This is a genomic window from Arthrobacter gandavensis, from assembly GCF_039528575.1.
GTDB lineage: Bacteria > Actinomycetota > Actinomycetes > Actinomycetales > Micrococcaceae > Arthrobacter_B > Arthrobacter_B citreus_B.
This window is the reverse complement of record NZ_BAAALV010000003.1, coordinates 37160-62920: the sequence shown is the minus strand read 5'-3', so window position 1 is coordinate 62920 and position 25761 is coordinate 37160. Positions and strand designations below refer to the sequence as shown.

The window sequence follows — 25761 nt, the reverse complement described above, 5'->3', positions numbered from 1 at the left end:
AAACGACCCGTTATGACCGTGCAGCCCAATGCCAGGCCGCGTACCGCTGCCTTGCCCCGCAAACTGAGCGTTGCTGTAACCACGGCAGCGATTCCGGCTGTCATGATGTCCTCGTTGGCTCTTGCCGAACCCGCCCAGGCCGCGGTTCCGCAGTCCCCGGCCAAGGCACTGTTCCCGCAGCTTCCGCTGCAGGCCAAGAAGATCCTTCCGTCCGCCGTCATTCCTGCCGCTCAGCTGGCCGCGCAGGTCCCGGCCACGGTCGCCGCTGAATCCTCGGTTCCCGCGACGCACCGGATCGTCCCGGGTGACACGGTAAGTTCCATCGCCGCCCGGTACGGCCTGGACATGAACGAACTGCTGCGGATCAACAACCTGCAGCCGTCCTCGATCATTTATGCAGGCAAGGAACTCAAGCTCACCGGCTCCGCTCCGGCGGCGGCTGCTCCCTCGGCCCAGGCCCCTGCTGCCGGAACGTACACCGTGGCCGCCGGGGATACCCTGAGCGCCATTGCTGCCAAGCACGGCGTGAGCCTGGCCTCCATCCTCCAGGCGAACAACCTGAGCATGACCAGCGTGATCTACCCCGGGGACAAGATCACCATTGGCGCAGGCGCTCCCACCTCCGTTACGACAGCCTCCAGCACTCCTGCCCCGGCGGCACCCGCGCCCGCTGCACCGGCTGCCGGCACCTACACCGTGGTCCCGGGCGACACCCTGGGCGCCATCGCAGCGCGCCACGGAGTCAGCCTGAAGTCCGTGCTGGATGCCAATAACCTCAGCATGAACTCCGTGATCCGCCCGGGCCAGACGATTTCCCTCTCCGGCGCTTCAACCGTCACCACGGCTTCCTCCGCCCCGGCCGCTCCCGCAGCCGCGCCCACGGACCTGGTGCCGAGCACCTTCCTGCATTACACCTACCCGCAGCACGTTGTTGCCAACGCCAACCTGAACAAGCAGGCCCTGAACTCCGTGGCTGTGCCTTCGCGCGCACAGATGCAGCAGATGGTCGCTGACACCGCCGTCTCCATGGGTGTTGATCCGGCGCTGGCACAGGCCTTCGCCCTGCAGGAGTCAGGCTTTGACCAGCGTGCCGTTTCCCCGGCAAACGCCATCGGCACCATGCAGGTTATTCCCTCTTCCGGTGAATGGGCCTCAGATCTGGTGGGCCGCCAGCTGAACCTGCTTGACCCGCAGGACAACGTCACCGCGGGCGTGGCAATCATCCGTTCGCTCATCCGCACCAGCCCCAGCCTGGAAGTCGCCATCGCGTCCTACTACCAGGGCCAGTACTCGGTGACCACGCAGGGCATGTACCCGGACACCCAGGCATACGTGGCCTCGGTCCTGGCGCACCGGTCCGGCTTCTAGCACGCACGCAGGGAACTGAAGCCGGGAGGCGGATCGGGTGTCGATCCGCCTCCCGGCTCTTTCCGCTTATAGGATCAAAGGGTGCATGAGCCCGTGAGTGACCCACTTCTGGAAACCCTGGTAGACAACCGCTACCTGGTGCGTTCGCGCATCGCGCGCGGCGGAATGTCCACCGTCTACCTGGCCACCGACACCCGGCTGGACCGCGACGTCGCACTGAAAGTGCTTTACCCCCATCTGGCTGCCGACCGCGGATTCCTCGACCGTTTCGAACGTGAAGCGAAGTCCGCAGCCCGGCTGTCCCATCCGCACGTCGTCGGCGTCCTTGACCAGGGCGTAACCGAATCGCTGTCCTACCTGGTCATGGAATATGTTCCCGGCCGCACGCTGCGCGACGTCCTCAACGAGCGGCACAGGCTCTCTCCCCGCCTGGCATTGGCCATGATGGACGCCGTGGTGGATGGACTCGCCGCCGCACACGAAGCCGGGCTGGTGCACCGCGACGTAAAACCGGAGAACGTCCTGCTGGCCAGCAGCGGCGCCATCAAGATTGCCGACTTTGGCCTGGCACGTGCCGTAACCACCAGCACCAACACAGGCACGCTCGTCGGAACCGTTGCCTACCTTGCCCCCGAACTGGTCACCGGCGCCGGCGCAGACGCACGCAGCGACATCTATTCAGCCGGCATCATGCTCTACGAAATGCTCACCGGCTCCCAGCCCTTTACCGGCGAAGTGCCGATCCAGGTGGCATTCGCCCATGTGCATTCCTCGGTCCCCGCGCCTTCCGCTGCCTGCCCGGGCCTGGCTGAGGACCTGGATGAGCTGGTTCTGTGGTGCACTTCGCAGGACCCCGAAGACCGGCCCGTGGACGGCCGGGCCCTGCTGGGGGAACTGCGCCACATCCGCACGTCGCTGACCGACGAACAGCTGGACTTCCACGCGCCCGGCAGTCCGCCGGCACAGCGTCCCGCCGACCGGACCACTGTGATCACGCAGCCGCCTTCCGGCGCCACGGAAGTAATCAGCCGGGCGCAGCCGGGCGCCACCGAAGTCCTCCAGCGCGCAGACAACCCCACAACCGTCCTGGGCCACTCCGTAACCGACGAGGGCATCCAGGATGACCTGCCGGGAGAATCCGACGACGACTACCCGGAGCTGTCCGCACGCGCAGGACGGCGACAGGCACGGAAGGACTTCAAGGCCAGCCAGAAGGAGGCCAGCAGGGCCGCACAGCGCCCTGAAGTGTCCCTGCGCTCTGGCCGTCCGCGCAGGCGGGGCGTAGTGGTGGCGCTCCTGCTCACCCTGCTCGTAGCTGCGGCGGCCTTCGCCGGCTGGTTCTTCGGCGCCGGCCCCGGAGCACTGGTTTCCATCCCGGAGGTCGCGAACACCTCGGTTGAGGCAGCCGAAAGCAGGCTTGGCGAGGAAGGGCTCCGCTACACCACCAGCGAGGTGTACGACGAAGTGATCGCTGCTGGAATGGCCGTGGGAACCGACCCGGCTGCGGCACAGCAGGTCCGGCGGTTCCAGCCGGTGACGCTGCTGGTTTCCCGGGGGCCGGAACTGTTCAGCGTTCCCAACGTCATCCAGCGTTCCCTGGCGGATGCCGAGGAGAAAATCTCCGAGGCAGGACTGGCCACCGGTACCGTCACCGAAGAGTTCAGCGAAGATGTTCCGGCGGGGCAGGTCCTTGCCCAGGTACCGGCAGCCGACGCTGACCTGCGCCGCGGCACCCCCGTGGACCTTACTGTTTCCAAGGGTCCGGCACCGGTCGAGGTACCTGTGGTGGCCGGTAAGACCGAACAGGAAGCCGTACGGCTGATCCAGGAAGCAGGATTGGCGGCCTCCGTTTCGCCCGAACGCATCAACAGCACCGATGTTCCCAAGGGATCAGTGGCAGTGCAGAACCCCTCGTCCGGGCTCCTTGAGCGGGGCGGAACCGTCACCCTGACCATCTCCGACGGACCCCGCATGGTCCAGGTGCCCAGCTATGTGGGCAAGCAGGCAGACACCGCCCGCCAGGAACTTGAGCGGCTGGGGTTCCGCGTCGAGGTGAACGAAATCCTCGGCGGCTTCTTCGGAACAGTCCGGGCCCAGGATCCCGCCGGAGGCACCGCGGCGGAAGGTTCGGTCATCACCCTGACCGTGGTTTAGGGCCCCGAAGATACTGCGGCGGGGACTGCGTGTGCAGCCCCCGCCGCAGTACGATCAGCTCTTTTCCGCCAGGGCACCTGCCACCAGGAAAGCCATCTCCAGGGACTGCATGTGGTTCAGGCGGGGGTCGCAGACCGATTCGTAGCCTTCCACGAAGGCCTCCTGGTCCACCGGGTCAGCACCGCCCAGGCACTCCGAAACGTCGTCGCCGGTCATTTCCACGTGGAGTCCGCCGGGGAAGGTTCCCAGTTCGTTGTGGACTTCGAAGAAGCCCCGGACCTCGTCCATGACGTCGTCAAAGTTCCGGGTCTTGTATCCGTTCGGGGAGGTAACCGTGTTCCCGTGCATTGGATCCGTCACCCAGAGCACCTGCGCACCTGTTGCAGTGACCTTCTCCACGAGGGCAGGGAGCTTCTCGCGGATGTTCTTGGCACCCATGCGCGTGATGAAGGTCAGGCGGCCCGGTTCGCGTTCCGGGTCCAGCCTGTCGATCAGCGCCAGCGCGTCCTCGGCCGTGCTGTTGGGGCCAAGCTTCACGCCGATGGGGTTACGGACACGGGAGAGGAAGTCCACGTGGGCCGAATCCAGGTCACGGGTACGCTCACCGATCCACAGGAAATGGGCGGAGGTGTCATAAGGCTGGCCGGTCCGTGAATCGATCCGGGTCAGTGCCCTCTCATAGTCCAGCAGCAGGGCCTCGTGGCTGGCGAAGAACTCCACGCGTTTCAGTGCCTCGAAGTCGGCGCCGCAGACGTCCATGAAGCGCACGGCACGGTCGATGTCGCGGGCGAGGGACTCGTAGCGGGAGTGTGCCGGGTTGGCCGTGAAGCCGCGGTTCCAGTGATGGACCAGCCGGAGGTCGGCAAAGCCGCCCTGCGTGAAGGCACGGATCAGGTTCAGCGTGGAAGCCGAGGTGTGGTAAGCCCGCACCATGCGGGCCGGGTCATGGCGGCGGGATTCGGGGGTGAATTCAAAGCCGTTGACCATGTCTCCACGGTAGGCCGGCAGGGTCACGCCGCCCCGCGTCTCGTCGTTCGAGGAACGCGGCTTGGCGAACTGGCCGGCCATGCGCCCCATCTTGATGACGGGCAGGGAGGCTCCGTAGGTCAGCACCACCGACATCTGCAGGATGGTGCGGACGCGGGCACTGATCTTGTCTGCCGTCGCCGCCTCGAACGTCTCCGCGCAGTCGCCTCCCTGCAGGAGGAAGGCCTTTCCCTGTGCAGCCTGGGCAAGGCGTTCACGCAGAATGTCCACTTCACCGGCGAAGACCAGCGGCGGAACCATGGAGAGTTCCGCTACCGCGGCGTCATACCCGGGGTCTTCGTGCCAGGTGGGCTGCTGGGAGATAGGCAGCGACCGCCAATCATCGAGTCCGGGATACACGGCGGCACCGGAGGACGGCGGGAAACTGGGATCAAGTTCAGCAGGTTTATGGGTCACCCCTTAAGCCTACGTCGCGGCGTCCGCCCTCAGCGATCCAATGTGTCCTGTTACGCAGTACGGGGCGGCGGGCGGGTTCCCTAGGCGCCGCGAGGGGTCTCCTGCGCCCCTCCGGGGCCCTTGTCCCCGGTTTCGCGGGGCTCCTGCACGGACGCTTCCGGCTGCACGGACGCTTGCGGCTGCACCGACGCGTCCGCCGCACCGATGACGGTAACCTCGCCGGGTTCCTTGTGGCCGTTCCGGCGCCCGGTCCCGGGGCCCACCCCGGGCTCCGGGGTTTCGGCATGCGGCAGGCGGACGGCGGCGCTGCGGGACTCGGCTGTCTTGGACGCCTTGCGTGCCGCCGCCATCTTGTCCTTGACGGTGCTGGCGTACACATCCACGTACTCCTGGCCGGAAAGGCGCATGAGTTCGTACATAATCTCGTCAGTGACGGAACGCTGGACGAAGCGGTCGTTTTCCATTCCGGCATAGCGGGAGAAATCCAGCGGCTCGCCAACAACAATGCCGATCCTGCGGATATTCGGGATGCGGCGTCCGATCGGCTGGACCTTGTCGGTTCCGATCATGGCCACGGGGATCACGGGCACGCCGGTCTGCAGTGCCATCTTCGCCACACCCGTCTTGCCGCGGTAGAGGCGGCCGTCGGGGCTGCGGGTTCCTTCCGGATAGATGCCCAGGAGGTTACCCCCCTCAAGCACCTTCACTCCGGCACGCAGCGCGGCCTCGGAGGCAGCACCGCCGGAACGGTCGATGGGCAGCTGGTTGGTAAGGCGGAAGAACGCCGCCGTGAGCTTGCCCTTGATGCCCCGCCCCGTGAAGTACTCCGACTTGGCCAGGAAACTGACCGGACGCGGCACGGCCAGCGGCAGGAAGATGGAGTCCGAGAAGGAGAGATGGTTGCTGACGAGGATCGCCGGCCCTGTGGCGGGAACATTGTCCATGCCCTTGACCCAAGGCCTGAACAGGAGATTCACCACCGGTCCGATGAAAATCGTCTTCATCACCCAATAGAACACGCGGCCAGCTCTCCCGTCCGGACAACACAATTAAGGAACACAATCAAGGAACCCGATTGGCTCCCCTTAGTACTACTGTAAGCGCCGCGGCGGCAGCGTAGAATTTCTGCCTCTTCTGACACGGTCGACTTTGTTTCCCGCGGGGTGGAAAATCGCCCGCCTAATGCAACCATAGAGACATGACTTCCCCTGTGGGCCCGGCACCGTTTTCAAGTGCCGGCGAGGGCCCGAACGCATCCACCGGCGTGCTGCTCAGCCACGGGTTCACCGGTTCCACCGTGAGCATGCTGGGCTGGGCCCGTTACCTCGCGGACGCAGGGTACGCCGTCAGCCTCCCCCTGCTGCCCGGGCATGGAACCACGTGGCAGGAACTGGCACGCACACCGTGGCAGCACTGGTACCAGGCCTACGAGGATGCGTACACGGAATTGGCTGGAAGGACCGACCGGGTGTTCGCCGCCGGCCTGTCGATGGGCGGAGCCCTGGCGCTGCGACTGGCCGCGCGGCAGCCGGTAGCCGGGGTCGCCGTCGTCAATCCCGGCCTTACCGTCGCGGATGCCCGCGCGCGCTACGCCCACCTGCTCAAGTACGTGATGCCCTCCGTTCCCGCGATCGGTAACAGTATCCGCATGCCGGGGCAGGACGAGGGAGCCTATCCGCGCACTCCGGTAGGAGCCGTGGCCCAGCTGCTTCGGCTCTTCAAGGACACCGCCGGGCACCTGCCCGACGTCAAGGTGCCCGTGATCGCGTTCCGGTCAACGGTGGACCCTGTGGTGCCGGAATCCAGCATGGACCTCATACGCAGGCTGCTCGGCAGCGCCGAGCTGGAGGTAGTCCCTCTCACGAACAGCTACCATGTGGCCACCATGGACCATGACGCACAGCTGATCTTTGACCGTTCCCACGAGTTCATCCAACGGGTGAGTGCAGGTGCCGCAGCATGAACGAACGCGAACCGGACCGTAACGAGTCCACGGACGAGGCCACCTGGCTGGACCTGGTTGCCCGCCTGCAGGAAACACCGGAGACGGACCCCCGGCAGCAGGCCCCGGAGCGGCAGACGCCGGAGGAATCATCCCCGGCCCCCGGTCCCGGCGTGCCGCCGGCTGCAGGGCCGCGTTCCGCAGCGGACCGCACCCGCGCCATTTTCGAGAACCAGCCGCTGCACCGCTCACCGCAGCCTCCCGGCGGCCCCCGGGATTACAGCCCGGAAGAAGATGAATCAGACGGCTCGTTCGTCCCGGAGGAACCGCCGCCGCTGGGCAGCGGCGAGCCGCTGGTGATCCTGGCCTGGCTGGGTGCTGCGGGAGGGCCGCTGCTGCTGCTGCTGTTCGCCATGTTCTGGCGCGGTGCGCCGATGGCCGTAGTCCTGGGCATCGTCGCCATTTTCGTCACCTGTGCCGGCTACCTGCTGTTCCGCCTCCCCCAGTCCCGGGATGAGGGCGACGACGGCGCGGCGGTCTAGCCGCAGCGTCCCTTCACCGCCGGGCAGCGACCCGGGAAAGGTCCGCTGCACCGATCAGCCCTGCTTCAGGGCCGAGCGCCGCCTTTTCAATGCGGGCTTCCGGGCGGAAACCGCGCCCGGTGAGGTTCCGGGCATAGGCCCTCCGGGCCGGTTCCAGCAGCAGCTCCCCGGCGTCACTCAGTCCGCCGCCAATCACGAACATGCCCGGATCCAGCGCCGCAGCGAGGTTCGACAGGCCCAGCCCGAGCCACTCGCCAACCTCGCCAACCAGCTCGATCGCGGTGCGGTCCCCCTCGAGCGCCAGCTTGGTGACAACCGCCCCGGTGATGTCCGGGATCCGGCCCTCGACACTGCGCAGTATTTCCTGGGCGACCGGGGAATTGGCGGCAGCGAGCTCACGGGCTTCGCGTCCCAGTGCATTGCCCGACGCATACTGTTCCCAGCAGCCGCGGTTGCCGCACTCACAGCGCTGGCCCTGCGGCATGATGATCTGGTGGCCGAATTCCCCGGCAACCCCAAAGCGTCCGCGTTCCAGGCGTCCATCCATGATCATTGCACCGCCGATTCCGGTGCCGAGGGTGATGCAGACAAGCCTGCTCTCTCCCCTGCCTGCACCGAAGCGCCACTCTGCCCAGGCGGCACCGTCGGCGTCGTTGGCGAGGTAGACCCGGCGGCGCAGCAGCCGCTCCAGGTTCTCCTGCAGGGGCTCATTGCGCCAGGCCAGGTGCGGGCTGAAAAGAACTGTGCTGCCGGCCAGGTCCATCCATCCGGCAGCGCCGATTCCAACCGACCACACGTGCTTGTGCGCGGAGAGTTCGCGGACCAGCTCCACGATGACGTTTTCGACTTCGCGCGGGTCCTGCCCCGGCGTGGACCGGCGGAGGACCTCCAGCACCCTGCCGCTGGCATCCACCAGTCCGGCGGCCACCTTGGTTCCGCCAATGTCGATCCCAATGGCCAGGCCGCGCCGGCGCATGGGGGACGAAAGCCTCGTGCTCCGCCGCGGACGCAGGGGGTCTGAGGGTCGGCGGGACCACCGCGCGGCAGGAGTAAGGGGAACCGGAGCTGGGTTTGAGGAATGCATCAAAGACCCATTGTAGGCAAACGGCAACCCCCGGACACGCAAGCGTTATGCATTCGAAAGTTACCCGCGAGTATAAAATGTGATCTAGGTTATAGGCTAAGGGGCAACCCGCCGTCCAAACAGATATCAAAGGAGCTATCGTGCGCGAATACAGCGTTCCAGTCCTGGTGGAATCCGCACCGGAGACGAACACTACGGACCTGCTTCTGGAACAGGCAGCCAAGCCTTCCAATCCGGCCCTCTTCGCCGTGCGTTCAACCGGTGATGACTGGCAGAACATCACCGCCACAGAGTTCCTGGCTGATGTCTCCCGTATTGCCAAGGGGCTCATTGCCAGCGGCATTGGCCAGGGCGACCGCGTGGGCATCATGGCACGCACCCGGTACGAATGGACGCTGGTCGACTTTGCGATCTGGTTTGCCGGCGCAGTTTCAGTTCCGGTCTATGAGACGTCCTCCCCCGCCCAGGTCGCATGGATCCTCGGCGACTCGGAAGCGGTTGGCGTGGTGGTCGAGGCGGCCCGCCACGAGAACGTTGTCCGTCAGGCCGGTGCGGATGCGGATCTCTCCGCAGTGAAGAACGTCTGGCAGATCGACGGCGGCGGACTGGACGCGCTCCGTGAGGCCGGAGCGGACGTCACCGACGAGGAACTTGAATCCCGCCGGTCCGCGGCCAGCCTGGCAGACACCGCAACGATCATTTACACCTCGGGCACCACCGGAAAGCCCAAGGGCTGCGAGCTGACCCACGGCAACTTCGTAAACCTCTCCCGCAACTCAACGGCGGCGCTGCCCGAAGTTGCCAAGGAGGGCGCCCAGACCATCATGTTCCTGCCCCTGGCACACGTTTTCGCACGGTTCATTTCCGTCCTCGCAGTCGCGGCCGGTTCCACCGTGGCCCACACCCCGGATGTGAAGAACCTGCTTCCGGACCTGCAGAGCTACAAGCCAACCTTCCTGCTGGTGGTCCCCCGCGTCTTTGAGAAGGTCTACAACTCCTCAATGCTAAAGGCCGAGGACGGGGGCAAGGGCAAGATCTTCCACGCCGGCGCCAAGACCGCCATCGAATGGTCCAAGGCCAATGAGGCGGGCAAGGTGCCCCTGGGCCTGAAGCTCCGCCACGCGCTGTTCGACAAGCTCCTGTACTCCAAGATCCGTACCGCCATGGGCGGGCGGGTGCAGTACGCCATCTCCGGCGGCGCGCCGCTGGGAGACCGGCTCGGCCACTTCTTCCACGGCATCGGCGTCATGGTCCTGGAGGGCTACGGCCTCACCGAGACTACTGCCCCGATCAGCGTGAACACGCCCCAGCTGATCAAGATCGGCACGGTTGGCGCTCCCCTGCCGGGCAACGCAGTCAAGATTGCCGACGACGGCGAGATCCTCACCAAGGGCATCAGCGTTATGAAGGGCTACTTCAAGCGCCCGGACCTCACCGAGGAAAACTTCGCGGACGGCTGGTTCCGCACCGGGGATATCGGCCAGCTCGATTCCGACGGCTTCCTGAAGATCACCGGCCGCAAGAAGGAAATCATCGTCACCGCCAGCGGCAAGAACGTCATCCCCGCCATGCTGGAAGACTCGATCCGCGCGGATGCGATCGTCTCCCAGTGCGTCGTTGTCGGCGATCAGCGGCCGTTCATCTCCGCGCTGATCACCGTCGATGAAGAGGCACTGCCGGGCTGGCTGGAACGCCACGGCATGCCGGCATCCACCACCGTGTCCGAAGCAGCGCAGTCCAAGCAGCTCCAGGATGAGCTGCAGGCCCTGGTGGACCGCGCCAACAAGGCTGTTTCCCAGGCTGAGGCCATCAAGGTGTTCCGCGTAGTCACCACTGACTTCACCGAATCCAGCGGCCACCTCACGCCGTCCCTGAAGATCAAGCGCGCCCAGGTGCTCAAGGACTTCTCCGACGTGGTCGAGGAAATCTATTCCGGCCAGAAGGTCTAGCCGGCCCCGCAGGCAACCGGCGCACCAGAAGAGGCAGGAGCCGGCGGACTATCCGCCGGCTCCTGCCTCATTTTCAGCTCAGGGCTCAGGGCCGAAGCTCGGTGTCCTGGGGGCTGGTGCCCAGGGAGAGCAGTGCGTTCTCCACTACCTCGGTGAGTGCCGGATGGATCCAGTACTGGCCGCGTGCCATGGTGGCCGCGTCGAGCCCGAAAGCCATGGCCTGGATGAGCGGCTGGATCAGCATGGACGCCTCATGGCCCATGATGTGCGCACCCAGCAGCTGGCCGGTGGTCCGGTCCGCGAGCAGCTTCACGAAGCCGGTGGTGTCCTCCATGGCCCAGCCGTACGCCGTCGAACCGTATTCCTGCACCGCCATCACCAGGTCCATGCCGTTGGCCAGCGCGTAGTCCCGTGCCTCTGCTTCGGTCAGCCCTACGGATGCGATCTGGGGGTGGCTGAACACTGCGGCGGGAACAAAGCGGTGCGAGGATGCCTGCAGGTCGCCGGGGTGGACCAGGTTGTGGGCCACCGTGCGTGCTTCAAGATTCGCGACGTGCTTGAGCTGGTCCGCGCCGCTCACGTCGCCCAGTGCCCAGAGCCCGGGAACCGGCTTGCCGCCGCTGAGCACCCGCTGGTACTCGTCCACCGCCAGGCGGCCGTCGGCTTCCACGTCCAGGCCGGCGGCCGCGGGATCCAGCCGGTCCGTGTTCGGGACCCGGCCGGTGGCCACCAGGACAAGATCGACGTCGAGCTCCGCGGTCCCGGACGGACCGTCCAGGACGGCGCGCACCGACCCGTCCGTGTTTTCTGCCAGGGATGCAAGCTGCGTGTTCAGCCGGACGTCCCACTGTTCTGAAGCTGCCGCGGTAAAGCGCTCGGAAACAGTCTCGTCCTGTGCGCGGAGCAGGGCACCCGACCGCACGGCCATGGTCACCTCGGATCCGAAGGCGGAGAAGACAAAGCCAAACTCGGCGGCAATGTAACCGCCTCCCACGATCAGTACGCGGCCCGGCAGGTCATCGACGCGCATCACGGTGTCCGAGGTGTGCACCTGGGGCAGCCCGATGCCTGGAATGTCCGGCAGGATGGGGCGGGAACCGGCTGCCACAACGATCTGGTCTGCGGTGATTTCCTGCCCGGAAGCGGTCTCCAGCCGGTGCGGGGCGGTGAAGCGTACGTACTCGTTGTAGAGCGTGACGTTTTCCAGCTCTTCCGCCCGGTAGCGGCGGCCGCCCTCGGAGATGGCATCGATCCGGCCAAAGATGCGGTCCCGGATTTCCCGCCAGCGGACTTTTTCCACCCGCTGGTCCACTCCAAGCCTGGCGGCTTCTGCTGCCGAAGCGGCGAGCTGCGCGGGGTAGACGAACATTTTCGTGGGAATGCAGCCAACGTTCAGGCAGGTCCCCCCGAAGGTGCCGCCGTCAATAACGGCTACCTTGCGGTTGTCCCAGTCGGGGGTGATGAGGGAATTGCCGGAGCCGGAGCCGATGATGGCGAGATCGTAATGGGTCACCTTTCCAGTCTATCGGCGCCGGCTCCGGCTTCCCGGCGTGTTCTCTGCTGCCTTAACCCTGCTCTATGACCACCAGCAGGTCGCCGCCGTCCACCTGCTGCACACCACTGACGGCGAGGCGCTTGACTGTACCGGCCACGGGCGCCGTGATGGATGCCTCCATCTTCATGGCCTCGATCGTTGCAACCGTCTCGCCGGCACCAACCTGTGCGCCCTCCTCCACTGTCACGGTCACTGCCCCGGCAAACGGTGCGGCTACGTGGCCTGGCTGGGCGGGGTCGGCCCGCTCGGCTGCCTTCGCGTCCGTGGTGACGCTGCGGTCGCGGACCATTACCGGGCGCATCTGGCCGTTCAGGGTGGTCATGACGGTGCGCATGCCCTTTTCGTCGGGTTCGGACACCGCTTCCAGGGTGGCGATGAGGCGCACGCCTTTCTCAAGCTCCACCACGTGCTCAACTCCGGGACGCAGCCCGAACAGGTAGTCGCGGGTGTCCAGGACGGAGACGTCGCCGTAGGTTTCCCGGACGGTGGCGAACTCGCGTGCCGGACCGGCAAAGAGCAGCCGGTTAAGCGTCTCGCGCCGAGTGGCGGAGTTCCCGTTCAGTCCCTGCTGGTCCACCTCGGTCAGGTCCACGTGCCGGGGCTTGGGCTTACGGCCCTGCAGTGCCTTGGTGCGGAAGGGCTCCGGCCAGCCTCCGGGCGGATCTCCAAGCTCACCGCTGAGGAAGCCGATCACGGAATCCGGGATGTCGTAATTCTGCGGGTTCTCTTCGAAGTCCTCCGGGGAGACGTTGCTTCCCACCAGCTGCAGGGCGAGGTCACCGACCACCTTGGAGGACGGAGTGACCTTGACCAGCCGCCCCAGGATACGGTCAGCCGCCGTGTACATGTCCTCGATTGCCTCGAAGCGCTCCCCCAGGCCCAGGGCAATGGCCTGCTGGCGGAGGTTGGAGAGCTGCCCTCCCGGAATCTCGTGGCGGTAGACGCGCCCGGTGGGACCGGCCAGGCCGGATTCGAACGGCGCATAGACCCGGCGCACGGCTTCCCAGTAGGGTTCCAGCGAGCTCACGGCGGCCAGGTCCAGGCCCGTATCCCGCTCGGTGTGCGCCAGGGCAGCCACCAGCGAGGATGCTGAGGGCTGACTGGTGGTGCCGGCCAGTGACGCACTGGCAACGTCCACGGCGTCGACTCCGGCTTCGGCTGCGGCCAGCAGTGTGGCGAGCTGGCCGCCGGCTGTGTCATGGGTGTGCAGGTGCACCGGCAGGTCGAACCGTTCCCGCAGGGCCGCGACCAGCTTCGCGGCAGCCGCGGGACGCAGCAGGCCTGCCATGTCCTTGATAGCCAGGATGTGGGCACCGGCGTCGACCATCTGCTGGGCCAGATCCAGGTAGTAGTCCAGGGTGTAGAGCTTTTCCTGGGGATCAAGCATGTCCGCGGTGTAGCAGAGCGCCACCTCGGCGACGGCAGTTCCGGTCCGGCGGACGGCTTCGATGGCCGGCGCCATCTGGGAGACGTCGTTCAGGGCGTCGAAGATTCGGAAGATGTCGACGCCGGCGGCTGCGGCCTCTTCCACGAAGGCATCGGTGACCTCGGTGGGGTACGGCGTGTATCCAACAGTGTTCCGGCCGCGCAGCAGCATCTGAATGCAGATGTTGGGCAGGGCCTGGCGGAGCGTGTCCAGGCGCTCCCACGGGTCCTCGCCCAGGAAGCGGAGGGAGACGTCGTAGGTGGCACCGCCCCAGGCCTCGACGGACAGCAGCTCGGGTGTCAGTGCTGCCACCGCGGGGGCAGCACCTGCCAGGTCGCGGGTGCGGACCCGTGTGGCAAGCAGGGACTGGTGTGCGTCGCGGAAGGTGGTGTCGGTGACAGCCAGCGCCTGCTGGGCGCGCAGCGCCGCGGCAAACTTCTCCGGGCCAAGTTCCAGCAGCCGCTGGCGGGATCCCGGTTTGGGTTCGGGAAGGTCCGTGGGCAGTTTTTCGCGCGGATCGATCTGTGCGGGCAGTTCGCCGTTGGGTTTGTGGACGGTGACGTCGGCGAGCCAGCTCAGCAGCTTGGTGCCACGGTCAGCGGGACCGCGCGCATTGAGCAGTTCCGGCCGTTCTTCGATGAAGGAGGTGGCAACATCGCCGGCCACGAAATCCGGATCCTCCAGCACCGCCTGCAGGAATGAGATGTTGCTGGAGACACCGCGGATACGGAATTCTGCCAGCGCGCGCCGGGCCCGGTTGACGGCCGCAGGGTAGTTGCGTCCGCGGCAGGTGAGCTTCACCAGCATTGAGTCGAAGTGCGGACTGATGTCCGCGCCGGCATACACCGTGCCGCCGTCCAGCCGAACGCCTGCTCCGCCGGCGGACCGGTAGGCACTGATCTTGCCTACGTCCGGGCGGAAGCCGTTGGCCGGGTCCTCGGTGGTGATTCGGCATTGCAGTGCCGCTCCGCGGATCTGCAGGTCCTCCTGCACCAGTCCCAGGTCAGCGAGGTTCTCGCCGGCAGCAATGCGCATCTGGGACTGCACCAGGTCAACGTCGGTGATTTCTTCGGTCACCGTGTGCTCCACCTGGATGCGCGGGTTCATCTCGATGAAGACGTGCTGTCCTGCCCGCTCGCCAATGGTGTCCACCAGGAATTCAACGGTTCCGGCGTTGACGTACTTCAGGGATTTCGCGAAGGCGACGGCGTCCCGGTACAGCGCCTGGCGGATCTCTTCGTCCAGGTTCGGCGCGGGTGCAATCTCGATGACCTTCTGGTGACGGCGCTGGAGGGAACAGTCACGCTCGAAGAGGTGGATCACGTTGCCGTCGTTGTCCGCCAGGATCTGTACTTCGATGTGGCGGGGACGCAGCACGGCCTGCTCCAGGAAGACCGTGGGGTCTCCGAATGCCGTGTCAGCTTCCCGCATGGCGGCTTTCAGCGCTTCGGGCAGGTCATGGGCGGTGTCCACCCGCCGCATGCCGCGCCCGCCGCCGCCGGCAACGGCCTTGACGAAGATGGGGAACCCGATCTCTTCCGCCTCTGCCAGGAGCTCTTCGGCGTCAGCGCTGGGAGCGGTTGAGCGCAGCACCGGAATTCCGGCCTCGCGGGCAGCGTTGATGGCGTGGACTTTGTGTCCGGCCAGTTCCAGGACGTCCGCATCCGGGCCGATGAAGGTGATGCCGGCGGCCTTGGCGGCACGAGCCAGCTGCGGGTTTTCGGACAGGAAGCCGTAGCCCGGGTAAATCGCGTCGCAGCCCGATTCCCTGGCGACCCTGATGATCTCGTCCACGTCGAGGTAGGCCCGGACGGGATGCCCCTCGCTGCCGATCAGATAGGCCTCGTCAGCCTTCTGGCGGTGGATTGAATTGCGGTCCTCATGCGGAAAAACGGCGACGGTCTTGGCCCCAAGTTCATAGGCCGCACGGAACGCACGGATGGCAATTTCGCCGCGGTTGGCTACCAGGATCTTCGAGAACATTGCACTCCTGCGTCGTTGCGTCGGGTGGAACGGACCGTTTGGCTACGTCTTCAGTCTCTGCACGGCCCGAACATACGGCAAGCGGGTAATTCACATCACACCGAACATAGTTCAGTGCACGGCTCAGATGTGCAAACCCGCGCCTGCCCGGCCTGTCGGGTTGCGTCACATAGAATGATTACGGTTCCCTGGCACGGACCCGGCGCCCGTGATCCCTCGACACGTTAGGTTTTGGTTCAACAAGTGCAAGTAGTGAGCATCAGCAGCCTGAAGGGCGGCGTCGGCAAGACTTCCGTAACGCTGGGTTTGGCCTCAGCAGCCCTGGCCGCCGGCATCCCTACCCTCGTAGTGGACCTTGACCCGCATGCCGACGCCACCACGGGTCTGGCGGTATCCCCCGGGGACAACCTGGGCATCGGGGACATGCTCCGAAGCGCCCGCCGCGCGGACCTCGCCGCCAACGTGGTGCCCAGCGGCTGGGTGGAGACCGCACGCAAACAGCCCGGCAGCGATCCCAAACGCCGCCCCGTGCTCGACGTGGCCATGGGCTCGGCCTACTCCGGTATCTACGACCGGCCGGATCTCGGCAAACGGGACCTGCGCCGGCTCTCTACCCTCCTGGGCAAGGTCAGCGGCTACGGCTTGGTGTTGATCGACTGCCCGCCGTCCCTGAACGGCCTGACCCGCATGGCGTGGAGCGCCAGCAACCGCGTCCTGCTGGTCGCCGAGCCCGGACTCTTCTCCGTCGCCGGCACCGAGCGGACCATGCGTGCCCTGGACCTGTTCCGCCAGGAATTCGCGCCGAACCTCGCCCCCGCGGGGATCGTGGCCAACCGCGTGCGCCCCACGTCCAACGAACACACGTTCCGGCTCGCGGAGATGAAGCAGATGTTCGGTGACCTGCTGATGGAACCGAACATCGCCGAGCACGCCAACTGGCAGCAGATCCAGGGCGCCGCCCACTCGGTCCACCACTGGCCCGGCGATTCCGCCAAGCAGGCTGCAGCTTCCTTCGACGCGCTGCTCAAGAACCTGGTGCAGACCGGGAGCATGCGCAACCGCGTAATGCGCCGCCCTGCAGGCTAGTCCCTTCCCGGACAGCGCAGGACAGCGCGAAAGGCCGCTCCCCCTCTGGGTAGCGGCCTTTCGCGTAAAGACTGGTAACTAGCTGATTTTGCGTGCTGCCCGGCGGCGGCTGAGTTCGTCTTCCGGGTAGGAATGATCGTCGGCATGTTCACTGGGAAGCTGCGCCAGGCTGCCTTCGACTTCGCGCCAAACCCGCCCGACTGCGATGCCGAAGACGCCCTGTCCGCCCTGAACCAGGTCAATGACCTCGTCGGCGGAAGTGCACTCATAGACGCTGGCGCCGTCACTCATCAACGTGATCTGGGCGAGATCCTCAACGCCGCGTTCGCGCAGATGTTCGACGGCGGTACGGATCTGCTGCAGGGACACCCCGGTGTCGAGCAGCCGCTTGACGACCTTCAGGACGAGGATGTCGCGGAAGCTGTAGAGGCGCTGTGTCCCGGATCCGGAGGCTCCGCGCACTGCGGGCTCCACCAGTCCGGTGCGTGCCCAGTAGTCGAGCTGGCGGTAGGTGATTCCCGCTGCCTTGCAGGCGGTGGGACCGCGGTAGCCGGCGTCTTCATCGAGAACCGGCAGGTCTTCGGTGAACAGCAGTCCCTGGGCACTTGCCGGCAGAACCTTTCCGGGTGCTACGGCGCGGTGTTCGCCGGCATCGCCTTTCGGACTCACTGTTCCTCCTAGTAATGGTCCCCGCAAAGTCTGTAGCCGCTCGGTTACTGAAGCGGAGACGGTCCGTGAGTGTCCTGCTGGACCTGGTTCCTGCCGGCACTGATGCCGACGGTCTCACTAGTGTGTCTCCGGTAACCCATTGGCGCAATGGGAACTCTATGCTTCGACGTTAGATCCGTGCGCGGGCAAGGTCAAAGATGCGGCGGGTATTTTTTGGAGCGTGTCGAATCCGTCAGCGCTCAAAGTCCTCGGGTTCGACGTCGGCGAGGAACTCGCGGAACTGCCGCAGCTCCTGCTCGGCGTTCTCTGCTTCATCCTCGTCGTCCTCTGCATCGGACTCGGTAATGCGCACGCCCGCCTCTTCAAGGACGGTTTCGGCACACATGATGGGGCACGGAACGCGCAGTGCGACGGCGATCGCGTCGGAGGCGCGGGACCCCACCCGGGTGCCGTCATCGAACACCAGCTCAGCGTGGAACACCGTGTCCTCCACGGAGACCAGGCGGACTTCGGTGACACGGCGGCCCAGCGCCTTGATCACGGCAGCCAGCAGGTCATGGGTCATGGGACGCGGAGGAACAATCCCCTGCTGCACGAAGGCGATGGCGCTGGCCTCGGGGGCACCGATCCAAATGGGCAGGTGCCGCTCCCCCTCCGTTTCCTTGAGCAGGACCAGGGGCTGGTTGGACGGGAGTTCGATCCGAACGCCCACCACTTCGACTTCCTGCATCAGCTTCAGCTCTCCATCCGGGCTATTTGTCCGTGGACCAGGGCACTGTGCAGGCTCAGGCAGAGGTCGCTGATTTCCCGGGCCGTCTCGGCGGCCCGCGCCTGCGAGGCAACATCCCGCCGTGAGGCAACGGGTGCAATGGCCCGTTCCACCAATCCGACTTCGCGGTCCGCTGCCGCCCGGAACGGCCGCAGGTGCCGTGGTTCAATGCCGTGGGCTTCGAGCTGGCGGCACGCCTTGGCGACCTTCAGGGCGTGTTCATCATACTGCTGGGCTTCTCCGCTGATAAGACCGAAGCTGATGAGGCTGCGGACCAGTTCGGCGGAGGCGCCGGACTCCGCTACCAGTTCGTTGAAGGAGAGCAGCCGCGCCCGGGTGCGGGCTGCCAGCTCGCCGGCCAGCTGGTCCGAGACGGCACGCGGAGCCAGGGTGATGCCCCCGGGAAGGGATTCGGGGCGTTCGCCCCTGTCCACGGCGTCAAGGTAGTCCTTGATGACCTTCAGCGGCAGGTACTGGTCCCGCTGCAAAGCGAGGACAAAGCGGAGCCGCTCTACGTCCTGGGAGCTGTACTTCCGGTAGCCGGCCGCTGTGCGCTGCGGTGCGACCAGCCCTTTTTCTTCCAGGAACCGGATTTTCGAGGCGCTGATGCCGGGGAACTCGGCGCTCAGGTCCGCGAGGACCTGGCCGATGTTGAGTACACGCGGGCGCGCGCGCTCCGCGGCAGAGCCGATAGCCCGCCGCGCCGCCTCCGGTCCTGGCATCCGCGTCCGCCTTTAGGCCGTGCCGGCAGCCGGGCGGGCAGCGTAGAAGGTGAGCCGGAACTTGCCAATCTGCACTTCATTTCCGGTGCGCAGCAGCAGGTTGTCAACGCGGTCGTTGTTGACGTACGTGCCGTTCAGGCTCATCGAGTCCACTACCCGGAAGCCCTCCGGGGTCCGGCGGAACTCAACATGCTTGCGGGAAACCGTCACGTCGTCCAGGAACACGTCCGCGTTGGGGTGGCGCCCTGCCGTCGTGACGTCCTGGTCCAGCAGGAACCGTGCACCGGCATTGGGTCCTGAGTGTGCAATGAGCAGTGCGGAGCCGGCCGGCAGCGCCGCTACCGCAGCGCGCTCGTCCGCGCTGAGCTTCGGTTCGATCGACGCGGCGTCGGAGATAGGCGGAAGGCTGATCGACGTCGTGTCCTCCGCACTGAAGCCACGCTGATCATCCGCTCGTGCGGCGTTGTATTCCTCGCCCGCCATGGTGTTTCCTCCCCAAAAAGAACCGGCCAACCCGCCAATGCGGCGACTGGCCATATTTACACTCACTTACCGTTCGTGCCTTACCGGCTGTCTTAGCCTACCTGTTATGGCGCATCTGCGGCACAGGGCATTCTCCCGAAGCGGTACTGAGCGTCTGCGGGGCCGATATTACTGCACTGACATGGGCAGACTTTCGATTCCCCGCAGCGGGCACTCCCTGCGAGGCTTGAACGTGGGAAGCCCAGTGCGTCCGGCCATTCAACCCAAACCGGCCAGCTGCACCATGCTCGGCAGGCTTGCAGGGCCAAACCAGGTTTCCAGCGCATCGACCAGGTCCGCCTGGCTTGCCGCGGAGATTCCGCCGTCGTCGTCCGGTTCGCCCTCCAGCCATACGATGTGACCGTCCGGCCGCAGCAGCAGCGAGGGTGTCTGCGGATCGGATTCAGGTTCAACGATCGCGTCTACCCGGTCTTCCCAGCCTTCGAGGAACAGCTCCCCCGTCCGGTCCAGCAGCACTCCGCGCCCGGTGCGCATTCGTTCATACAGCGTGCCCCTGCCCAGCCTGATATCCCGCTGCCGGCGGCCGACCAGGTCCGGAGCAGGCCCAAAGTCGTACCGGACGTCAAGGGCCGTGATCTTGCCAATCACGTGCCGGTTCACGTCGTCGAACTCCATGAGTTCAGTAAGCAGCTTTCGCACCGCCTGCGGCCCGGGCTCGGTTGAAACCAGCTCGGACTGGGCGCGGGTGATGTTGAGGACGTCGGCTGCCACGGGATGCCGTTCCGTGAAGTAGGTGTCCAGCAGTGCATCCGGTGCCCATCCGTTCACCGCCGCGGCAAGCTTCCAACCCAGGTTCAGGGCATCCTGCAGGCCAAGGTTGAGTCCCTGGCCTCCGAAGGGCGGATGTACGTGTGCCGCGTCCCCGGCCAGGAACACCCTGCCGGCCCGGTACGCTTCGGCCAGCCGGGTGGCGTCTCCAAAACGGGAAATCCAGCGTGGTGAGCGGGCTCCGAAGTCCGTGCCGGCATAGGCGCGCAGCTGCTGCTTCAGATCCTGCAAGTCCGGGGGAACGGCACGGTCCTCGGCGACCCCGTGCGCCGGAACCACCACCCGGTATGCTCCCCCGCCCACCGGCCCCACCCCGAAGTCTCGGTGGGTTTCGCGGACGCGGGCTGACACTGCAGCCACTTCTTCCGGGGCGGCGGACAGCTCAACTTCGCCCAGCAGGAATTCCCGCCGGCTCGGCTCGCCCGGAAACCCAATGCCGGCCAGGGACCGGACTGTGCTGCGGCCGCCGTCGCAACCTACCAGGTAGCGGGCCCGGAGTTCGCTGCCGTCCGCGAGCACTGCCGAAACACCGGCGCCGTCCTGAACCAGGCCGGTGAGCTCGCTGCCGCGGCGGATATCCACGCCAAGTTCGAGTGCGCGCCGGGTCAGCAGCGTCTCGGTCTCCGTCTGCGGAATCCCAAGTACGTAGGGATGGGTTGTGTCCAGTTCCGGTGCGGGCCGGAGGATTCCCGCGAAGAACCCGTCCAGGGGATACCGGGTGCCGGCAGCAGCGAAATGCTCCCCGAGTCCGCGCTGGTCCATGATCTCGATGCTGCGGGAGTGCAGGCCCAGTGCGCGGATGACGGTGTTTGGCTCGGGTTCCTTGTCCAGAACCACCACGTCCACGCCGTGCAGGCGCAGTTCACTGGCCAGGAAAATTCCCGTAGGTCCGGCGCCGGCAACGATTACTTCGGGCACGGATATCCCCCTCGAATGCTCTGCGGGTGTGTTCTCAAGGAAGCGTACGTCGGCGCCGGGGAAATGTTGAGGGCATCAGTTCAGGGCAGCAGCTGCAGGCGCAGGATGCGGTCGTCATACGCTCCCGGGGTACCCCTCCCGTCCGTATTGCTTGTCAGGACCCAGAGGCTGCCGTCCGGGGCCGCGAACGCGTCCCGGAGCCGGCCCTGGCCTGCTGAGTGTTCGACGGCGCTGCCCGGCTCGTCCAGCGGAACCTCCCGCACGCGTTCCCCGCGCAGGTTGGCGATGAACAGGGAGTTGCCCAGCACCGCAATACCGCTGGGGCTTGCCTCACCCGGTTCCCACTGCTGCACGGGATCGATGAAGCCCTCCCGGCCGGCGGTGCCTTCGGCGTCGGGCCACCCGTAGTTGCCGCCCGGTTCGATCACGTTGAGCTCGTCCCAGGTGTCCTGGCCGAATTCGGTGGCATACAGCGTTCCCGCTCCGTTCCACGCAATGCCCTGCGGGTTGCGGTGGCCGTAGCTGTACACCGCGGACCCGGGAAACGGATTGTCCGGGGGAACACCGCCGTCGGGCATCAGCCGCAGGATCTTGCCGGCGAGCGATCCGGTGTCCTGGGCGCTGTCCCGGTTACCGGCGTCGCCGGCTGTGGCGTACAGCATCCCGTCTGGTCCGAAAGCGAGGCGGCCGCCGTTGTGCACCGGGCCGGCCGGAATGCCGGAGAGCACCGGCTGCGCCTCACCCATGGCAAGGTCCCCGGGCAATCCGCGCAGTTCGCGGCGTTCGATCCGGTTCTCGTCCCCCGCGGTGGAGTAGCTGTAGAGATAGCCGTCCTGCACGGCTATCCCCAGCAGTCCGCCTTCGCCGCGTCCCTGCGCGTTGACCACGCCCACCACCCGCTGGTTCCCGGCACGGTCCAATTCCAGGATCCGGCCCGAGTCCCGCTCACTGACCAGCGGGGTGCTGCCCAGGAACGCGATGGACCAAGGGGCCTGGAGGCCGGTGCTGATGGTCTCCGGTTCGGAGAGCTGGGCTGTGGACACACCCGGGCCGGGCACCTGCGGTTCCTGGACGTTTCCGGTACTGCAGGCGGTGAGGGCCAGCGCCGCCGCGGCGGCCGAAAGAGCTCTGCTTCGGAACGTGTGCTGCGCTGTGCCCATGATTCTGCGCTCCTCGGATTGTGTGAGCCGAAACTACCAGCTCGTTCCGGGGGCCTCCACGCCTGTTTGGGTCAGGAATCCCAGATGGGTCCAAAGGCAGGAATGCCGCGGCGTTCGAATTCGCTGACCACCCGCCCCGTGACGGCTTTGTTTGAAACGATGATGACGGCGTCGGCCCCTGAGGCTACGAAGGTTTCGTAGGAGAGTTCAAAGACGTCCGGCTTGCCCTGTTCGCTGGTGTTCCAGATGACTGCTTCCGGCTGTGCTGTCTCGACCTCGCTGACCAGGCTGTCACCGTACGTGGCACGCGGAGTCTTGGTGACCCAGACCAGCCGGGCGCCCTGGGTATCGGTAAGCAGGTGGCCAAGGGCCGGACCAATGCCGCTTCCGGTGGCGATGTAAAGCACCCGGTTGAAGAGCCGTTTGGCGTTTGCGACGCCGACTGTCGGTATGCCGCGGACCCAGACGTGGGCCGGCGGATTCTCAATGAACTCGCTGGTCCAGCCGCCGGCCCGTGAAATGACCATCCGGTATCCGCCTTCCCCCGGCGCGGCAGGGATGCAGGCGAAGGGATGCCAGCCCAGCAGGGGATGGCGGCTGATCGCCCGGGTGGTGCCTACGGGCGGAACATACCCGTGGTTCAGCCGGACGATGATGGTGTGGTTCGACGGGCGTTCCGTGGTGATCGGGACCTTTCGCAGCAGCAGCCAGGGCCAGACCGCCAGTCCCGTGGAAACCACCAGCATCCAGAAAATCGGGGACACGAGCAGCGCCTCCCCAAAGCTGCGTTCGGGGGTCTGCAGCTGGGCCAGGATCAGCGTGTTTGCCCAGCCCAGGATCAAAACCGTCCAAGTACCGAACCGGTGGGACGCTTCAAAAACATCGTGGTGGCGGGTGCGGAACCCGGGCGCGGCGAGCGCACAGATGGTGAGGAGAACCAGGGCGACCGTTATCGCGATGGCCAGGGAAGCGTCGTCGTACCCTGCTTCCCCGTCCGCCCAGGCGGGCGCCAGCTCGGCGGCGTAGACCACATACCAGAGCGTTCCCGCAATCGCACCGCCCACGTGCAGGCCACCCACGTGGTAGTACTGGGCCAGCCGCCAGCGCAGCCGGAGCGGCCAGGAGGTGGGCGCCCTAGTGGCCAGGAAGGACAGCAGGTTCACCATCCAGTGCTGGCGCGGCAGGATGGAGAACAGGATGTTGATCTGCGAGATAGCGGCGATGACCTGCAGGCTGGAGGCGTGTGGATGCCACCACCCCTCCGCGAGTCCCCAGCCGAAGAGCGCCGCATTGGCAATGAGCACGCCGGCGAAAAGCGCCACGTAGGTTCGGACGCGCGCACGGCGCCGGGGAGCGGGTTCCACGGCATCCGTGCCGCCCGCGGAAATCAGGTTTGTATTCGTCACCTCTCCACAATGCTGGATACCGTCCACATTGGAGAATTGTGACGCCGGTCTCGGCACAGCCGGCAGTTCTGGTGGTGCCGTTAGTCCGGACTCATGCCACCGGTAAGGTTCAGCACCGTCCCGTTCATGCTGGCAGCCCCGCCGGTAGCCGCGAAGACAGCTGCCCGGGCAACTTCTCCGAGTGTGGGCAGGGTGCCGCTGGTAGTCAGGGATTCCAGGAAACGGGTGAACTCCCCCAGCTCCATCGGCAGGTCCGGGGTGATGCCGATTGTCTCCCGGATCCGGTGCGGGCGCAGGCATACCGTCCGGACGCCTGCTGCTCCGGTCTCCGCAGCGAAGGTGCGGGTCAGTGCTTCGACTGCGGCGCAGGCTGCGGCAAAACCGCCGACGCCGGCAAGGGCCAGCCGGGCCGGCGAGGCCGAGAGCATCAGGATGGTCCCGCTGCCCTGCGGCACCATATAGCCGGCGGCAGCCCGCGCGGTGAGGAACTGGGTGCGCAGCCACGCGGCGGCGGGGGCAACGACGTCGTCCGCGTCCATCTCCAGCAGTGGAACGCCCTGCACCCGGGGAACCTCCACCGCGTTGAACATAACGTCGATCCGTCCCGAGAGGTCTGCCACCGCGTTGGTGTGGGCGTCCACTTCGGCCCGGCTGTACGCGTCCACCCGGCTGGAATGCGCTCCGCCGCCCAGTGCCCGGACCTTCTCCGCCGTGGCGTTTACGGAGGCCTCACCATGGCCGGCGAGGAACAGCCGCGCTCCGAGGCGGGCGAACTCCTCTGCCACGGCACCGCCGATCGCTCCCCCGGCCCCGTGGATAATGACGTTCAGCTGGTCTGCCGGCATTCCGGACTCCTGTCCGTGCAGGGCGAATCGCCGGAGTTCTCCGGCCGGTTACTGAACGCTAGCAGCGCCGGTTCCTCCCGTCAGCAGGAGCCGCACGGGTTCGACGGCACGCAGCCAAACACGGGCACTTTGGCTGGCACCTGTTGGCGGGCCGGCGGCTGCGGGACAGTGGAAGGAGACCAACAGGAAGCAGGTGGAATGCCGTGGAGGTTCTGTTTCTGCACGGAGCGGGCGGATGGACCGATGATCAGCCGATCGCCGGGGAACTGCGTTCCCGGCTGAGGGTACCGGTGGCGATGCCCCGCTTTTCGAACGATGAGATGACTGCGGCGGCCTGGCTTGGCGGCATTGATACTGCCCTGGAGCCGCTGGGGACGGAGACTGTCATCGTGGGGCACTCCTTCGGAGCTTCCATGGCCCTGCTGCGCCTCGCAGCCTCTCCCCCGGAACCGCTGCCCCGGGGGATGGTGCTGCTGGCCACGCCGTTCTGGGGCTCGGAGGGCTGGCAGGGCGAGTATGCCCTGCCGCCGGGCTTCGCCCTCCCTCCGGACCTGCCGGTTTTCCTGCACCACTGCCGCGACGACGGCACGGTGCCCTTTGAACACCTTGACCGCTTCGAGGCGCTGCTTCCCGGCGCGGTGATCCGCCGCCATGACACCGGCGGACACCAGTTCGCGGACCGAATGGACGCAGTGGCCGGGGATGTGGCCGCCCTGGGCTCCTAGACCCCAACGACGAACGTGAGGGCGCTCCAGATGAGAACCGTCGAGATTGTGGTCCAGATAATGATCGCCACGCCCTGCCACAGGAGCACCCACCGGCGGGAGGTACCGCCAGCCACGAGGATCGACGCCGTGAACTGGGTGGGGATGGCCAGCGGGCCGAGGATGCTTGCCCCCGGAACACCGAAGCGGAGCAGCCAGCGCTTGAAGCGGAGGCGCCCCTTTGACTCCGGCTTGGCAGCACGGGCAGCGACCAGCATCGCGGTGCCGCCCGCTGCGGCCGCTGCGGCCTCCGCCCGGGCATCCACCCGGGTGGTGACGGCGGTCCGGGCACGGGAGGTAATGAGAACTACCAGTGCCACGCTGGCGAAGTTGCCGAGGGCGGCCGCAACAGCCGCAAGGACAGGGTTTAATCCGCCGACGACGCCGATCAGTGCACCGGCTTCGCCTTCCAGAAAAGGAACAGCGGCGGCGAGCATCAGGATGAACGGCTGGAGGAACTCAGGCACCTGGCCTAGAAGTTCCTGAAAGTTGTGGACGAGTTCCTGGGTGGGGTTCATCGAACTGATTCCTAGTCTCCTCAACGAGGGCCTGTCCCTCGGTAGTGGAAGCAGTAGAAACTGTGTTCCCGGAACAGGGTCAACCCCCCCCTGAAATCGGCCTGCGGCCGGCCGTCCGCCCACAGCGGCGCCAGCTGATCCCTGGAT

21 protein-coding genes are annotated in these 25761 nt (G+C 66.2%); 7 read left to right on the top strand and 14 right to left on the bottom strand.

The annotated features are described in order from the left end of the window. Nucleotides 1-12: 12 nt before the first annotated feature. Complete coding sequence (locus ABFX29_RS10570; protein WP_152229184.1) at nt 13-1368, top strand: lytic transglycosylase domain-containing protein; 1356 nt, start codon at nt 13-15, stop codon at nt 1366-1368. 93 nt (nt 1369-1461) lie between these two features. Then, nucleotides 1462-3522, top strand: coding sequence for a Stk1 family PASTA domain-containing Ser/Thr kinase (gene pknB / locus ABFX29_RS10565; protein ID WP_246167695.1), 2061 nt, complete (start codon nt 1462-1464; stop codon nt 3520-3522). A 54-nt stretch (nt 3523-3576) separates the two neighbouring features. On the opposite strand, the gene ABFX29_RS10560 is transcribed toward pknB, so the two are convergent. Both ABFX29_RS10560 and ABFX29_RS10555 read right to left on the bottom strand, forming a co-directional pair. Next, the gene (locus tag ABFX29_RS10560; protein WP_152229186.1) at nt 3577-4965 is read right to left on the bottom strand and encodes a class II 3-deoxy-7-phosphoheptulonate synthase; all 1389 of its coding nucleotides are present in this window, start codon (nt 4963-4965) and stop codon (nt 3577-3579) included. An 80-nt stretch (nt 4966-5045) separates the two neighbouring features. Then, on the bottom strand, nt 5046-5984 hold the full coding sequence (locus tag ABFX29_RS10555) for a lysophospholipid acyltransferase family protein (protein WP_152229187.1): 939 nt from the start codon (nt 5982-5984) through the stop codon (nt 5046-5048). 179 nt (nt 5985-6163) lie between these two features. Between ABFX29_RS10555 and ABFX29_RS10550 the strand changes: the two genes are divergently transcribed. Together ABFX29_RS10550 and ABFX29_RS10545 are read left to right on the top strand one after the other, a co-directional pair. Continuing rightward, the gene (locus tag ABFX29_RS10550) at nt 6164-6928 is read left to right on the top strand and encodes an alpha/beta hydrolase (RefSeq protein ID WP_152229188.1); all 765 of its coding nucleotides are present in this window, start codon (nt 6164-6166) and stop codon (nt 6926-6928) included. Further along, nucleotides 6925-7449 carry a hypothetical protein gene (locus ABFX29_RS10545; protein ID WP_152229189.1) on the top strand — a complete coding sequence of 175 codons (525 nt, stop codon included), beginning with the start codon at nt 6925-6927 and terminating at the stop codon, nt 7447-7449. The genes ABFX29_RS10550 and ABFX29_RS10545 overlap by 4 nt, the downstream gene beginning before the upstream one ends. A gap of 13 nt (nt 7450-7462) precedes the next feature. Here the strand turns inward: ABFX29_RS10545 and ABFX29_RS10540 are convergent, their stop codons facing one another. Continuing rightward, a complete protein-coding gene (locus ABFX29_RS10540) occupies nt 7463-8425 on the bottom strand; it encodes an ROK family glucokinase (protein ID WP_246167696.1) in 963 nt (320 codons plus the stop codon). Between the two features lie 248 nt (nt 8426-8673). Between ABFX29_RS10540 and ABFX29_RS10535 the strand changes: the two genes are divergently transcribed. Next, nucleotides 8674-10482 (top strand): AMP-dependent synthetase/ligase, encoded by a 1809-nt coding sequence (locus ABFX29_RS10535; RefSeq protein ID WP_152229191.1) that lies wholly within the window; start codon nt 8674-8676, stop codon nt 10480-10482. Between the two features lie 85 nt (nt 10483-10567). On the opposite strand, the gene ABFX29_RS10530 is transcribed toward ABFX29_RS10535, so the two are convergent. Then, nucleotides 10568-11995 carry a mycothione reductase gene (locus ABFX29_RS10530; RefSeq protein WP_152229192.1) on the bottom strand — a complete coding sequence of 476 codons (1428 nt, stop codon included), beginning with the start codon at nt 11993-11995 and terminating at the stop codon, nt 10568-10570. Nucleotides 11996-12047: 52 nt separating this feature from the next. Next, a complete protein-coding gene (locus tag ABFX29_RS10525; protein ID WP_152229193.1) occupies nt 12048-15446 on the bottom strand; it encodes a pyruvate carboxylase in 3399 nt (1132 codons plus the stop codon). 243 nt (nt 15447-15689) lie between these two features. Here ABFX29_RS10525 and ABFX29_RS10520 point away from each other — a divergent pair, with 243 nt between their 5' ends. Beyond that, entirely contained in the window at nt 15690-16532 is an 843-nt protein-coding gene (locus ABFX29_RS10520) for a ParA family protein (protein ID WP_152229194.1), read from the top strand. Nucleotides 16533-16610: 78 nt separating this feature from the next. Here ABFX29_RS10520 and ABFX29_RS10515 read toward each other — a convergent pair whose 3' ends face one another. From ABFX29_RS10515 to ABFX29_RS10480, 8 genes are all read right to left on the bottom strand, one after another. Then, the gene (locus ABFX29_RS10515) at nt 16611-17201 is read right to left on the bottom strand and encodes a MerR family transcriptional regulator (protein ID WP_055241833.1); all 591 of its coding nucleotides are present in this window, start codon (nt 17199-17201) and stop codon (nt 16611-16613) included. Between the two features lie 232 nt (nt 17202-17433). Beyond that, complete coding sequence (locus ABFX29_RS10510) at nt 17434-17931, bottom strand: bifunctional nuclease family protein (protein WP_152229195.1); 498 nt, start codon at nt 17929-17931, stop codon at nt 17434-17436. 5 nt (nt 17932-17936) lie between these two features. Beyond that, the gene (ftsR, locus tag ABFX29_RS10505) at nt 17937-18692 is read right to left on the bottom strand and encodes a transcriptional regulator FtsR (RefSeq protein WP_152229196.1); all 756 of its coding nucleotides are present in this window, start codon (nt 18690-18692) and stop codon (nt 17937-17939) included. A 12-nt stretch (nt 18693-18704) separates the two neighbouring features. After that, nucleotides 18705-19175: an FHA domain-containing protein gene (locus tag ABFX29_RS10500; RefSeq protein ID WP_152229197.1), complete on the bottom strand. Its 471-nt coding sequence runs from the start codon at nt 19173-19175 to the stop codon at nt 18705-18707. Between the two features lie 258 nt (nt 19176-19433). After that, nucleotides 19434-20921 (bottom strand): FAD-dependent monooxygenase, encoded by a 1488-nt coding sequence (locus ABFX29_RS10495; protein WP_152229198.1) that lies wholly within the window; start codon nt 20919-20921, stop codon nt 19434-19436. Between the two features lie 80 nt (nt 20922-21001). Next, nucleotides 21002-22081 (bottom strand): PQQ-dependent sugar dehydrogenase, encoded by a 1080-nt coding sequence (locus tag ABFX29_RS10490; protein ID WP_152229199.1) that lies wholly within the window; start codon nt 22079-22081, stop codon nt 21002-21004. A gap of 71 nt (nt 22082-22152) precedes the next feature. Beyond that, nucleotides 22153-23487 (bottom strand): ferredoxin reductase domain-containing protein, encoded by a 1335-nt coding sequence (locus tag ABFX29_RS10485; RefSeq protein WP_152229200.1) that lies wholly within the window; start codon nt 23485-23487, stop codon nt 22153-22155. Nucleotides 23488-23567: 80 nt separating this feature from the next. Then, nucleotides 23568-24332, bottom strand: coding sequence for an SDR family NAD(P)-dependent oxidoreductase (locus ABFX29_RS10480; RefSeq protein ID WP_152229201.1), 765 nt, complete (start codon nt 24330-24332; stop codon nt 23568-23570). Between the two features lie 203 nt (nt 24333-24535). Between ABFX29_RS10480 and ABFX29_RS10475 the strand changes: the two genes are divergently transcribed. Next, nucleotides 24536-25057: an alpha/beta fold hydrolase gene (locus tag ABFX29_RS10475; RefSeq protein ID WP_152229202.1), complete on the top strand. Its 522-nt coding sequence runs from the start codon at nt 24536-24538 to the stop codon at nt 25055-25057. Here the strand turns inward: ABFX29_RS10475 and ABFX29_RS10470 are convergent. Then, nucleotides 25054-25614 (bottom strand): small multidrug efflux protein, encoded by a 561-nt coding sequence (locus ABFX29_RS10470; protein ID WP_152229203.1) that lies wholly within the window; start codon nt 25612-25614, stop codon nt 25054-25056. The genes ABFX29_RS10475 and ABFX29_RS10470 overlap by 4 nt on opposite strands. Between the last annotated feature and the right edge of the window lie 147 nt (nt 25615-25761).